The 12,641-nt window shown below is 72.5% G+C and carries 12 protein-coding genes and 1 riboswitch; of the genes, 4 read left to right on the top strand and 8 right to left on the bottom strand.

Annotated elements, in window-relative coordinates:
* Positions 1-36 precede the first annotated feature (36 nt).
* Positions 37-1,272, top strand: coding sequence for a glycosyltransferase 87 family protein (locus tag ACIPFH_RS05110; RefSeq protein ID WP_401823167.1), 1,236 nt, complete (start codon positions 37-39; stop codon positions 1,270-1,272).
* Here ACIPFH_RS05110 and ACIPFH_RS05105 read toward each other — a convergent pair.
* Entirely contained in the window at positions 1,233-2,561 is a 1,329-nt protein-coding gene (locus tag ACIPFH_RS05105; RefSeq protein ID WP_401823164.1) for an MATE family efflux transporter, read from the bottom strand. The genes ACIPFH_RS05110 and ACIPFH_RS05105 overlap by 40 nt on opposite strands.
* A 101-nt stretch (positions 2,562-2,662) precedes the next feature.
* Between ACIPFH_RS05105 and ACIPFH_RS05100 the strand changes: the two genes are divergently transcribed.
* Positions 2,663-3,193, top strand: coding sequence for a PadR family transcriptional regulator (locus ACIPFH_RS05100; RefSeq protein WP_401823162.1), 531 nt, complete (start codon positions 2,663-2,665; stop codon positions 3,191-3,193).
* Here ACIPFH_RS05100 and ACIPFH_RS05095 read toward each other — a convergent pair.
* The 5 genes from ACIPFH_RS05095 to ACIPFH_RS05075 form a co-directional block, all read right to left on the bottom strand.
* Positions 3,181-4,395, bottom strand: coding sequence for a hypothetical protein (locus tag ACIPFH_RS05095; RefSeq protein ID WP_401823160.1), 1,215 nt, complete (start codon positions 4,393-4,395; stop codon positions 3,181-3,183). The genes ACIPFH_RS05100 and ACIPFH_RS05095 overlap by 13 nt on opposite strands.
* 39 nt (positions 4,396-4,434) lie before the next feature.
* Positions 4,435-5,457 carry an NlpC/P60 family protein gene (locus ACIPFH_RS05090; RefSeq protein WP_401823157.1) on the bottom strand — a complete coding sequence of 341 codons (1,023 nt, stop codon included), beginning with the start codon at positions 5,455-5,457 and terminating at the stop codon, positions 4,435-4,437.
* A 199-nt stretch (positions 5,458-5,656) separates the two neighbouring features.
* Positions 5,657-6,697, bottom strand: coding sequence for an NlpC/P60 family protein (locus tag ACIPFH_RS05085; RefSeq protein WP_359128470.1), 1,041 nt, complete (start codon positions 6,695-6,697; stop codon positions 5,657-5,659).
* A gap of 211 nt (positions 6,698-6,908) precedes the next feature.
* Entirely contained in the window at positions 6,909-8,252 is a 1,344-nt protein-coding gene (locus tag ACIPFH_RS05080) for an NYN domain-containing protein (protein WP_356262137.1), read from the bottom strand.
* Positions 8,253-8,321: 69 nt separating this feature from the next.
* On the bottom strand, positions 8,322-8,561 hold the full coding sequence (locus ACIPFH_RS05075; RefSeq protein WP_359128436.1) for a hypothetical protein: 240 nt from the start codon (positions 8,559-8,561) through the stop codon (positions 8,322-8,324).
* Between the two features lie 173 nt (positions 8,562-8,734).
* On the opposite strand from ACIPFH_RS05075, the gene ACIPFH_RS05070 reads away from it, so the two are divergent.
* Together ACIPFH_RS05070 and ACIPFH_RS05065 are read left to right on the top strand one after the other, a co-directional pair.
* Positions 8,735-9,523: a rhomboid family intramembrane serine protease gene (locus ACIPFH_RS05070; protein ID WP_401823155.1), complete on the top strand. Its 789-nt coding sequence runs from the start codon at positions 8,735-8,737 to the stop codon at positions 9,521-9,523.
* The gene (locus ACIPFH_RS05065) at positions 9,520-9,801 is read left to right on the top strand and encodes an Lrp/AsnC family transcriptional regulator (protein ID WP_020129992.1); all 282 of its coding nucleotides are present in this window, start codon (positions 9,520-9,522) and stop codon (positions 9,799-9,801) included. The genes ACIPFH_RS05070 and ACIPFH_RS05065 overlap by 4 nt, the downstream gene beginning before the upstream one ends.
* Before the next feature lie 32 nt (positions 9,802-9,833).
* Here the strand turns inward: ACIPFH_RS05065 and ACIPFH_RS05060 are convergent, their stop codons facing one another.
* Both ACIPFH_RS05060 and trpD read right to left on the bottom strand, forming a co-directional pair.
* Positions 9,834-11,195, bottom strand: coding sequence for an aminotransferase class V-fold PLP-dependent enzyme (locus ACIPFH_RS05060; protein ID WP_401823153.1), 1,362 nt, complete (start codon positions 11,193-11,195; stop codon positions 9,834-9,836).
* Between the two features lie 180 nt (positions 11,196-11,375).
* A riboswitch (SAM riboswitch) is annotated at positions 11,376-11,492 on the bottom strand.
* A gap of 75 nt (positions 11,493-11,567) precedes the next feature.
* On the bottom strand, positions 11,568-12,632 hold the full coding sequence (trpD, locus tag ACIPFH_RS05055; RefSeq protein ID WP_401823151.1) for an anthranilate phosphoribosyltransferase: 1,065 nt from the start codon (positions 12,630-12,632) through the stop codon (positions 11,568-11,570).
* Positions 12,633-12,641 lie beyond the last annotated feature (9 nt).

Genomic DNA, 12,641 nt, shown 5'->3' with positions numbered 1-12,641 from the left:
CCGCGCCTCACAGGCCGACGGGAGATCATGTGCGTCATGGAGACGACGGCCGTGCGACGGCCCCTGACCTGCCTGCTGACGACCTGGGGCGTGACCCGGCTCGCGCTGCTGCTCTTCGTCTTCAAGGTGTTGCTCTTCCCCGGCCCCGACGTCACCAGCGACGTCTCCGTCACCTACCGGGGCTGGTACGAGGTGCTGAGCACCGGCACGTTCCCCGCCGCCGACGTCACCTGGCAGTACCCGCCCGCCGCCGCCCTCGCGATCCTCTCCCCCGGGCTGCTGCCCTTCCTCGACTACGCGTCGGCCTTCTTCGTCCTGGCCTTCCTCGCCGACCTGGCCGTCCTCATGCTGCTGCTGAACACCGGCCTGCGCCCCGGCCGGTCGCTGCGCGGCGCCCGGATGTGGGTGGCGGGTCTGCCCCTGCTCGGTCCCACCGTCTACTCCCGCTACGACGTGATGGTGACGGCGGTCGCGGTCGCCGCGCTGGTCGCCGGCGCCCGGCACCCCCGGGTGATGGGCGCGCTGACGGGCTTCGCGGTGCTGCTGAAGGTGTGGCCCGCGCTGCTGCTGGCGGGCGCGGTGCGCAGGCGGGCCTGGGCCGCGGCGGCGGTGACCGTCGGCGCCCTGGCCGGGGTCTTCGCCCTCGCCGTGCCCGGCGCCTTCGCCTTCCTCACCTTTCAGCGCGACCGGGGCACCGAGGTGGAGTCGCTGGGCGCCCTCGCCCTCCATGTGGCCCGGCGGTTCGGCTGGCGGGGCGAGGTGCTGCTCAACTACGGCTCGCTGGAGTTCCTCGGCCCGTACGTCGGCGTGGTGAGCGACGTGGCCCTGGGTCTGACGGCGGTCGCGTTCGGCTGGCTGCTGCTGTGGCGGCTGGCCGCGAGGCGTTTCGCGCCGCAGACGCTCGCGGAGGCGGCGTTCACGGCGGTCCTGCTGTTCACCGTCACCAGCCGGGTGATCAGCCCGCAGTACCTCGTGTGGCTGATCGGCCTCGCGGCGGTCTGCCTGTGCTTCCGGGCCGGCCGCATGACGCTGCCCGCCGTCCTGGTCCTGGCCGCGTCCTTCGTGACGGTGCTGGAGTTCCCGGTGTTCTTCGCGGACGTCGTCACGAGCGGCCTGCTCGGCGTCACGCTCCTGTTCCTGCGCAACGGTCTGCTGGTGGCCGCCGCGCTCACCGCGGCCGTACGGCTGTGGCGCTCCACGGTGCCGCGGCCCGACCGCGCTCCCCTGTCCGGTCAGGCCGCCCGCGTCAACGAGCCCGCGGTCTCTCCCTGACGCCGGGGCCAGGCCCGCCTCAGCGCCACTCCCACCGCCACGCACTGGACGCCCATCGCGAGCGCCAGCGCCAGACAGACCCCCGGCAGCCCGAGTCCCGACAGCGCGTACGCCAGCGGCAGCTGGACGGCCGTGCCGAGCACGGTCACCCGCAGCAGCACAGGCGCACCCCCGCTCCCCTCGAAGACCCCGCCCAGGGCGATGAACCCGGCCATGAGCAGCAGGTACGGCCCGACGCAGCGCAGGAACAGCACGCCCTGGCGGGCCACGGCGGGCCCGGCGCCGAAGGCGGCCATGATCCAGGGGGCCGCCGCGCACAGCAGCAGGGCGGCCACCAGGCCGACGGTCCCGGAGACGAGCACGGCCTGCCGTCCGACCGCCCGGCGCTCCTCCCGGCCCTGGCCGCGGGTGTGCGCGGTGTGGATGGAGGCGGCCTGGCGGACGGCGTAGAAGGCCATGGTCGCCACGTACATGACCTTGTAGGCGATCGCATAGGCGGCCACCGCCGTCACTCCGAGCCGCGCCACGACGGCGACCAGGGCGAGCGCCCCGCCCTGGCGCAGCGTGAAGTCGGCGGACATCGGCAGTCCGGTCGTCAGCGTGCGCCGCAGGGAGGTGCCGGTGGAGAGCGTGGGCGCCACCCGGGCGGCCGTCCGCAGCACGGCGTCGCGCCGCAGGGCCAGCAGCCCGGCCCCGAGCGCCACGCACCGGCACAGCACCGTGGAGACGGCGGCGCCCCGGACGCCGTATCGGTGGATGAACAGCGGGTCGCAGACCAGGATCAGGCCGTTGGCGAGGAGGGCCAGACGCATCGGGGTCCTGGTGTCCCCGGCGCCCTTGAGGATGCCGTCGACGAGCTGCTGGGCGAAGAACACCGCGATGCCCGGCATCGAGATCGCGAAGTACGCGACGGCGAGAGGCTCGGCGGGGCCGCCGTGTCCGCCGAGGACCAGCCGGGCCAGGGGCTCGCGCAGCAGGAAGCCCCCGGCCGCGACCACCGGCGTGACCACCGCGCACAATGCCCAGCCGCCCCGCACGGCCGCGCGCACGGCCCCCGGATCCCGGGCCCCCCTGGCGTGCGCGACCAGCACGGTCGTCCCGGAGGCGAAGACCAGCGCGACGCCGAGCAGCACGTTCTCCGCGTTGGTGGCGACCGCGACGGCGGCCACCGCGGGCCCGCCGAGCCGGGACACCCAGACCGTGTTGATGATCCCGGCGGCCACGGAGGCGAGGAGCGAGAAGTAGACGGGGCGGGCGAGCGACACGAGCTGTTCGCGATGGCTGTCCACGACTTGCCCCCTCGAAACGAGCTATCTCTTATCGAGCTACCTCTAAACGAGGTAGCTCGTTAAGAGGTAGCATGTCTTCGTCGTGTCCGCAAGGGAGGGCCATGCTCGAGCTGTCGATCCTCGGATTCCTGGCCGAAGGGCCTTTGCACGGCTATCAGTTGAAGGAGCGGATCAAGGCGCTCACCGGCCATGTCCGGCCGGTCAGCGACGGCGCGCTCTACCCCGCGATCACCCGGCTGGTCACCGCGGGCAAGCTCGACCAGCACCGGGAGGAAGGCGCGAGCGCGGCCCCCCGCCGGGTGCTCTCGCTCACCGACGAGGGCCGCGCGGACCTCCTGGAGCGGCTCCGTCACCCGGGGCAGGCGGAGATCACGGACCACGTCCGCTTCAACACCGTCCTCGCGTTCCTGCGGCACCTGCCCGACCGCCGGGAACAGGCGGCCGTCCTGCGCCGCCGCCTGGACTTCCTCGAGACGCCCACGAGCTTCTTCTACGCCGAGGGCAGGCCCGTACGGGCGGAGGACACCGAGGACCTGTTCCGAGAGGGCATGCTGCGGGTCGCCCGGGCGACGGGCGAGGCGGAGCGGGCCTGGCTGCACGAGGCGATCGAGCGGCTGACTCAGCCGAACTGAGTCCTCAGGTAGGTCTGCCAGTCCCCAGTGAACTCCGCGAGGGAGGTGCCCAGCACGCTCTTCAGCGCGCCCTCCACCGCCCCCGCCCGCTTCTCGTGCGCCCCGACGGCCCGGTAGAACGCGTCGAGCTTCACCTCGCCCCACCGCTCGGCGATCATCCGGCAGGCCAGCCAGCCGCCCTCGTACGCCTTGGCCAGCCGGTCGGCCTCGCCGGAGAAGCCGAAGTCGCCGTCGTCGGGCAGCGCCTCCGGGACGGTTCCGCCCGCGACGGCGTGCTGGAGTTCCGGGGCCGCCTCGGCGGGCGTGCGGCCGGTGTCGCGGTAGCCGACCCAGTCGGCGTACCCCTCGGACAGCCACAGCGGGGTGGCCGCGCCGGTGTGGGCGCGGGTGGCGACATGGGTGGTCTCGTGGGTGAGGACCACCTGCCGGCCGACCCGGCCGAGCATGCCGTACGCGTCCGGGTTGACGATGATCCGGTCCGCGGGCGCCCTGGCCCCGCCGCCCGTCTCCCCCGTGGTGACCGCGGCGATCCCCCGGTAGGAGGAGGCGGGCGAGCCGAGCAGCCCCGCCATACCCGCCAGCGACTTCGGCACGAGGACGACGACGTGCCCCGCCCAGTCGGTGCCCCAGGCCGCCGAGACCGCCGGGACGGCGTCGTCGGCCAGCTCGGCGAAGGACCGCAGCCGTTCGCCGGACTGACCGACCCCCAGCACGAGACTGTGCCCGCCCCGCACGACGCTCACGGTGCCCTGGTCCCAGAGCTGCTCGCCGGTCTTCCTCGCGGGCCTGTCCGAGGTCACCGACCACCGCCCGGACCCGTCCCGGACCAGGCGCAGGGTGCGGGCCGCGGTCACCGGCGCCCCGTCGTAGCCCTCGACCCGGTAGCTCAGTTCGGCGTCGGCGGTGGCGGTGTCCCCGCTGCGGCGCACGGCCGTCACCCGGTACGACCAGGCGGCCCACGGAACGGCCCGTACGGCGGCGTACCCGGCGGCGGCGCCGGTGGCCGCGTAGGCGCCCGGGTCATGGCCGAGGACCGCGGCGGCCCGCCGGTCCAGGACCCGCTGCACATCGGCCTTCGCGAGGTCCGCGGCGGAGCGCCCGCCGCAGCCGACCAGCCCGACGAGCAGGGACACGATCAGGGAGACGCGCAGCAGACAGGGCCCCAGGACCCCGGGTCCGCGCGCCCGCCCTCGACCAGCCATCGTCCCGATCGTACGGCGGCGGCCCCGCACCGGCTCCGGTCAGGGCCTGGTGACCGACGACACCGGCATCATCCCGACCGGGTCGTAGCGCACCGGCGCGCCCGGGTAAGGGGCGTGGACGACCTGCCCGTTGCCGACGTACATGCCGACATGGCTGGCGTCGGAGCGGTAGGTGACGATGTCGCCGGGCTGCGCCTGGGAGAGCGGGACCCGCCGGCCGGCGTGCGCCTGGGCCTGCGAGGTGCGCGGCAGCGAGACCCCGGCCTGTGCGTACGACCACTGCATCAGGCCCGAACAGTCGAAGCCGGTGGGCCCGTTGGCCCCCCAGACGTACGGCTTGCCGAGCGCGGAGCGCACGGCTGCGACGGCGGCGCCCGCACGGCCGGAGGCCGGGACGGCGCCCGAGAGGTCGGGCATGTCGTCGCGGCCGGAGCGGGAGGCCCGGTCGAACGCGGCGCGTTCGGCGGACGGCAGGGCGTTGAGCAGCTGCCGCGCCTTGGCGAGCTTCTGCTCCACGGTCCGCTTGTGGCTCACCACGGCCTTGCGGCTCTTCTCCAGCTCGGCGAGCTTGGCCGCGGCCTCGGCCCGCTCCTGGGTGAGTTCACGCATGGCGCCCTGGAGTTCCCTCAGCTCGCCCGCCTGATGCGCGGTGATCCGGTCGAGGACGGACGCCTTGGCGAGGTAGTCCTCCGGGTCGTCGGAGAACAGCAGCGCCAGGGACGGGTCGAGGCCGCCCGAGCGGTACTGGGCGCCGGCCAGCGAACCGAGCCGCTCCCGCAGACCGTTGATGCGCTCCTGCTGCCGGGCGATGTGGTCCTGGGCGGCACCGACCTGCCCCCGCAGGGTGTCGGCGCGCTCGTCGGCCGTGTTGTAGGCCTCGGTGGCCTTCTCGGCCTCCTCGTAGAGACGGTCCACCTCGGCGCGGGTGTCGTCGTGCGGAGCGGCCGTGGCCGGTACGGCGGACACGGCGCCGAGTGCGGCGGCCGCGACGGACAGCACGCTCAGGGCGCTGCAGGCGCCCCGGTCGAACCCGGACTGTGCAAGGCGGCGATGGGACCCCACGGGAAGCCGCGCTCCTTCCACTGGCGGACGGGGAAACGCGGCAGACAGTAGCCCCGCTGTGGGGGGTGGGCCAAAGACCTCGGCGGCGACACAGAGTGACGCCCCGCCGCTGACGCAGGTCACCGGCGGGGCGTGGGGTCACTTCTCGTGGTCGTGATTCGCCCGTTCGGGCGGCGTGGTGTCCCGATCTCGAGACTGATCAGATCCGGACGCCGAACATGAACGGGCCGCCGATCGTGCTCATCGACTCGTAGCGGACGACGGTGCCGGTGCGCGGGGCGTGGATGATCTGACCGTTGCCCGCGTAGAGGCCGACGTGGTGCAGGTCGTTGAAGAAGAACACCAGGTCGCCGACCTTGAGGCCACTCTGGGAGTAGATGCGGGTCCCGTCGTTGGCCTGCGCCTCGGAGGTCCGCGAGATGCCGACACCGGCCTGCGCGTAGGCCCAGGAGGTCAGACCCGAGCAGTCGTACGTGGCGGTGCCGGTGGCGCCGTACTGGTAGGGCTTGCCCAGCTGGCTCTGCGCGGCCTGGAAGGCGGCCATGGCGCGGCCGGAGCCGGTGGGGGCGTCGCCGAGGTCGACACGCTCACCGGAGTCCCGGCTGGCGCGGGCGTCGGCGGCCGAGAGGGCGGCCCGCTCCTTGGCCGTCAGCGTGTTGAGGAGCTGGCGCGCCTCGGCGAGCTTGGCCTGGACTTCCTTCTTCTTCTTGCCCAGTTCGGTACGGGTGGTGGCGAGGTCCTTGAGCTTGCCGGATGCCTCGGCGCGCTCCTGTGCGAGCTCGCGCTGCTTCTCCTGGATCTTCTTGAGCGCCTCGACCTGCTGGGCGCTCAACTGGTCGGCGGCGGACGCCTTGTCCAGGAAGTCGTCCGGGTTCGAGGAGAGAAGGAGCTGCAGGGAGGAGTCTATGGACCCGGTGCGGTACTGGGCGGCGGCCGCCAGGCCCATGGAGTCGCGCAGCTCGTTGAGGTCCGCCTGCCCCCGGGCCACGTTGTCCTGGATGGTGGAGATCTCCTTCTGGAGCTTCTCCTGCTTCTCCTTGGCCCCCGTGTACTTCTCGGTGGCCTGCTCCGCCTCTTCGTAGAGCTTGTCGACCTTGGTCTTGACCTCGTCCTTCGTGAGCTTCTCGCTGGGGGCCGCGTTCGCGGCCTGCGAGCTCAGTACGACGGCAGCGGCGGCTGCGGTGGTCAGCACGGTCACGCGCGCGCGACTGGGCTGCTTCGGTCGACGGTGGGACGCCACGAAGACGGGCTCCTTCTTCTGAGTGATCACCCGTTTGGAGATTCGAGCCCTGACCTTAGTGACCTCGCCGTGATCAGTTCAAATCCTCAGGAGAAAAAAACCCCTCACGCAACGCAGTTTTTTCACACAACTCACGTGCAGTCATGCTCGATTGACGCTACGTTGCGTGACGATCCCGCCAATTCGGTCATTAAACGTGGAACTTCGACGTTCAGGACAGTCGCTTCAGAAGTACCGCGGAAGCCACCGGTCGGGCACCCGCCTTGGCGATCCCGTCGGCCACCTCGCGGTCGGTCGAGGCGACGATGACCGGCCGGCCGGGCGGCTCGGCCCGCACCAGCTGACGGATCACCTCGTCGGCCGTGACACCCGGCTTGGAGAACAGCACCCGCACCCCGCGCGGCGGCGCGAGCAGCACCGGAGCGGCCAGTTCGGCCCCGTCGAAGACACAGGTGACCTCCGCGCCGGTCTGCGCGGCGAGTTGCGAGAGCTGCCCGAGCAGCCTGAGCCGCTGCTTCTCCAACGGCATCTGCGGATAGCCGGTCTTGGTGACGTTGTAGCCGTCCACCACGAGATGGGCCTGGGGCAGCGCGAGCAGTTGGTCGAGAATGGCCGGATCGTTCTCCGACAGGGCGCGCGTGGCGATGTCCTTCGGGGTCATCCGCCCCGGTTCGACCGCGTCGACGGTCTCCGCGGGACGCACCGACACCGGCGGCAACGCCAGTTCCCGGCGCAGCCCTTGGGCCGCGTCGAGCACCGTGTCCAGCAGCAGCCGCACCCGCATGTCCTCGACGCTGCGGCCCTCGCGCGCCGCCCGCCGGGTGGCCTCCAGCGCCGCCTCCACCTCGCCGAGCCGCCCCTTCAGCCGCCGGGACTCGCTCTCCGCGGCGGACACCTGGGTCTGCCCCTCGGCACGCACGGACTCCAGCTCGGCCCGCACCTTGCGCAGCGCGGCCTCGCCCCGCTTGACGTCACTGAGGGCCGAACGCAGCTTGCGGTGCAGCGACTCGGCCTCCTTCTTCGCCGCGTCCAGTTCGGTGCGCAGCCACGCGGTGTCCGCCCGGGTCTGCTCACGGGCCCGGTCGAGCTCCTCGCGCAACCGCTCCAGTTCGGCCCGGCTCTCCTCGCCGGCGCGCTCGGCGTCCGCCCGCTGGGCCTCCTCGCCGGCCGCGGTGACCAGCTTCACCCAGCCGACGGGCCGCAGCACGTAGGCCGCGGCCGCCACCTCGTGCGGGTCCGCGGCCGGGGTCGGCGAGCCGGAGTCCAGAGCGCCGGCCAGTTCCGGCTGGGCCTCTCTGAACTTCTCGGCGATGCGCTGTCTGAACAGCGGATCGGTCTCCAGCGCGGCCGCCATGGCGTTGCCCGCGAACTTCGCCCGCCGGTTCGGTGCGAACCGGGCGTACTGGCGCAACTGGACGGGCAGCTCGCCGACGGTCAGCCCGCCGAAGCCGTCGGAGACGATCTGTACGACCCTGCGCCGCACGCCGTCCGGCAGCGGACGGTCGAGCATCTCGGCGGCGCCGTCGCCCGGCCCCCCGCCTGCGCTCTCCACCATCCGTCACACCCCAATACTGTGCGGGGCCTCCCCACTCTCGACTGCGCTCGAGCGGGGGGACCCCCATCGTCAGGAACCGGCGCCCGGCCGATCCACGAGTTCCACCTGGTCCACCGCGTTGCACCAGCGGCACCGCACCGACTCGACGGTCTCGGCGACCACCTCGCGCTCCTCGACCTTCGGCTCACCCGCGAGGTCGAGGTGCACGTACTCGACGACCTTCGACGAGCGCGTCACGTCGAACCGCGTGAGGTTGCCGCAGAGCGTGCAGCGCCACCGCGTCGTGGCGGTCGGCAGGGGAACCGTCATCGTGACTTTCCGCTTCCTTCTAGTGTCGTGCTCGCTGTCGCCGGGGTCGGGCCGGAGGCTCCCCCGCGTGTGTGGCTCGTAACCCTACGGCCTGGCGGGTACTCGCCGCCCATCCGTCCACGGCGGCGAGGCGGTCCGGGGTGGTGCGTCCTGTTACGTCATGCTCTGTACTCATGATCGGCAACTGGAACGGGACGGTCGCCAGGACGGTCCGGAACACCTCGGCACCGGTGACCTACGCACTGATCGCCCTGTGCTGCCTGATCTTCCTGATCGGCCCCGCCTCGGGCTTCAACGCGGCGGTGTACGGCGCCGGAGACGAACTGCTGGCCGCGCAGCGCGCCTACTTCCGGCGCTGGGGCGTGGTGCCCGGCGAGCTCTTCGAAGGCGCGCCACGGGCCGTGCTGACCCCGGCCACGGCCCTCTTCGTGCACGGCAGCTGGGTGCACCTGCTGGGCAACATGCTCTTCCTCTACGTCTTCGGGACGATGACCGAGGACCGGATGGGCCGCGTCGAGTTCACGCTCTTCTACATCGGCTGCGGCTACCTGGCCCTGCTGGGCTACGCCGCCGCCAACGCCGAGTCGTCGCAGTCCCTGGTCGGCGCCTCCGGGGCGATCTCCGCGGTCCTCGGCGCTTTTCTGTACCTGTTCCCCCGAGCGCGGGTGACCAGTCTCCTGCCCTTCCTGTTCTTTCTGCCGCTGCGCTTCCCGGCGTGGGTCGTGCTGCCCTTCTGGGCGGCCCTTCAGTGGGTGGCGGCGGGCCGGGCCGCCCAGGGGCCGGGGGTGGCGTATCTGGCGCACCTGGTGGGTTTCGGCCTGGGGCTCGTGTACGCGTGGGCCCGTTTCGGCCACGGGAAGGGCCCGAAGGAGGGCCTCGAAAGGGCGCCGGTGGGGGACGGGCGGGCGCGTAGAGTGAAGGCCGCCCCAGCTCCGGCCCCCGAGGGAGAGAACCAGCCGTGATCACCGCGATCGTCCTCATCAAGACCAGCGTGGACCGGATCCCCGAGATCGCGGAGCGGATCGCTTCGCTGGACTCCGTGAGCGAGGTCTTCTCGGTCACCGGGACGTACGACCTGATCGCCATGGTGCGGGTGAAGGAGCACGAGGACCTGGCGGAGGTCATCCCGGGCAGCATCAGCAAGATCCCGGGGGTCGAGGGGACCGACACCCACGTGGCGTTCCGTACCTACTCGCAGCACGACCTGGAGGCGGCGTTCGCGATCGGGCTGGACTCCTGACCGGCTGAGCACCGCCTCCGGCGGCCCGTCGCTCACACGGCGGGCACGCAGCGGCCGTCCTCCGTCCGGTACTGCCACCGAGCACCCTCGCTCACCAGCTCCCGCACCGCGTTCACGAAGCGCTCCACGTGCTCGTCCGGGGTTCCCGCGCCGAAGCTCACCCGGATCGCGTTGAGGGACTTCTCGCCGGGCGCCGCCTCGGGGGCGCCGCACTCGCCCTGGGTCTGGGGGTCGCCGCCCAGCAGGGTGCGGACCAGGGGGTGGGCGCAGAAGAGGCCGTCGCGGACACCGATGCCGTACTCGGCCGACAGGGCAGCGGCGAAGTGGGAGCTGTTCCAGCCCTCGACGACGAAGGAGATCACGCCGACCCGCGGGGCGTCGTCGCCGAACAGGGACAGCACCTTCACCTGCGGGACCTCGGCCAGGCCGTCCCGCACCTTCGCGATCAGGTACTCCTCCCGCGCGACCAGGCTGTCGAAGCCGGCCTCGGTGAGGGCCTTGCAGGCCGAGGCGATGGAGTAGGCGCCGATCACGTTCGGGGACCCGGCCTCGTGGCGGGCGGCGCTCTCGTGCCACTCCACGTCCACTCCCCCGTCCTCGCGCCGCGTGACCTTGCGGCTGGCGCCGCCGCCCGCGAGGTACGGGTCGGCCGCGACCAGCCAGTCGGCGCGGCCGGCCAGGACGCCGGCGCCGAAGGGCGCGTACAGCTTGTGGCCGGAGAAGGCGATCCAGTCGACGTCCAGGTCACGGACGGAGACCGGGTGGTGCGGGGCCAGCTGGGCCGCGTCCAGGACGATACGGGCGCCGTGCGCGTGCGCGGCCGCCGCCAGCTCGCGAACCGGCCACAGCTCGCCGGTGACGTTCGAGGCGCCGGTGACGCAGACCAGGGCCGGGCCGTGGGGGTCGCGGTCGGCGAGGGCCCGCTCGAGCGTCTCGACGGCCTGGCGCGGGGTGCGCGGGGCGTCGAGGTAGGTGACCCGGGCGTTCTTCCAGGGCAGCAGCGAGGCGTGGTGCTCGGTCTCGAAGACGAAGACCTGGCAGTCGGCGGGGAGGGCCCGCGCCAGCAGGTTGAGGGAGTCCGTCGTCGACCGGGTGAAGATCAGCTGGTCGTCGGGGCGGCAGTCGAGGAACTCGGTGACGGTGCGGCGGGCGTTCTCGAAGAGGTCCGTGGAGAGCTGGGAGAGGTAGCCCGCGCCGCGGTGGACGCTGCCGTAGTACGGGGCGTAGGCCGCCACGTCGTCCCAGACGCGCTGGAGGGCGGGGGCGCTGGCCGCGTAGTCGAGCGCCGCGTAGGTGACCTCGCCACCCGTCACGAGCGGGACGGTGACATCCCGGCCGAGAACGGGCAACTGCGCACAAACGGTACGGGTGGCGGCAGCGGTGGAGACAGACATGGCGAACTCCCGTGAGAGGCAAGGCGGAACCGCCGTGCGAGCGGGCATGGCTCGAGCACGGAGGAAGGTGAAAGGGGTGTACGGAGGCGGGGCTCTACGCCCTATCGCATTCGCTTGCTCACGGAAGGCTCCCTCGAACGACCAGGACCCCTGGCGGTGCTCACTCGAAAGAGTGCGAGGGGTCCGCGCTTGCCGTAGACCTCGCTGCCTACGACCTGGTCTTCACCCGGGGCACCCCGCCACGGACGGAGGGTTGCCGGACAGTCGGCCGGGGCCTCATGACTGTCACTCATGACCTGATACAGGAACGTACGTGAAGTGATCACCGTCCCGCAACCCGTGTCCGGATCGCGGGACGGCCACCGAGGGGCGTTACGCGTTGCTGGCGGCCACCCAGCGCTCCAGGGCCCGCTTGGCCGCGCCCGAGTCGATCGACTCCGTAGCCCTGCCCATCCCGGCCCGGAGCTGCTCCGCCAGCGTCCCGGTGCCCGGTTCCAGCGCCACGAGCGCCGCCGCCGAGTTCAGCAGCACGGCGTCCCGCACCGGGCCCGTCTCGCCCTCCAGGAGACGGCGGGCGACCTCCGCGTTGTACGACGGGTCCCCGCCCCGCAGGGCCTCGACCGGCACCAGCTCCAGGCCGACGTCACGCGGGTCGAAGGTCTCCTCGGTGACCTTGCCGTCGCGGACGACCCACACATGGGACGTGGCCGTCGTGGTCAGCTCGTCGAGGCCGTCGTCGCCCCGGAAGACCAGGGACGAGTTGCCGCGCTCCGCGAAGACGCCTGCGACGACCGGCGCCATGCGCGGGTCCGCGACCCCGACCGCCTGAGCCCGCACCCGGGCGGGGTTGGTCAGCGGGCCGAGCACGTTGAACACCGTGCGGATGCCCAACTGGCCGCGCGCGGCGCCCACATGACGCAGCGCCGGATGGAACTTGATCGCGAAGCAGAAGGTGATCCCGGCCTCGTGCGCCACCTCGGCCACCCGCTTCGGGGTCAGCTCCAGATTGACGCCGAGCTTCTCCAGGACGTCCGAGGCGCCGGACGCGGAGGACGCGGCCCGGTTGCCGTGCTTGACGACCGTGGCACCCGCGCCGGCCACGACGATCGCCGACATGGTGGAGATGTTGACCGTCCTGGCTCCGTCGCCGCCCGTGCCGACGATGTCGACGGTCGGCCCCGGCACCTCGATCAGGTTGGCGTGCTCGTACATCGCCCGGACGAGCCCGTTGATCTCCGCGACGGTCTCGCCCTTGGCCCGCAGCGCCACCACGAACCCGGCGATCTGCGCGTCGGTCGCCTCGCCGCGCATGATCCGGTCCAGCGCCCAGAACGTGGCGTCCGCGTCCTGGTCGCGGCCGTACAGCAGACCGTTCAGCACCTCGGGCCAGGAACGGCCCGCCGCGGTGTCGCCTCCAGCGGGGGTCACAGCGCTCATAGCCGCTCC

Origin of the sequence: Streptomyces sp. NPDC088157, from assembly GCF_044741545.1 — a bacterium.
Taxonomy (GTDB): Bacteria; Actinomycetota; Actinomycetes; order Streptomycetales; family Streptomycetaceae; genus Streptomyces.
Note: the sequence above shows the minus strand (reverse complement) of the source record. Positions and strands in the feature narration are given on the sequence as shown.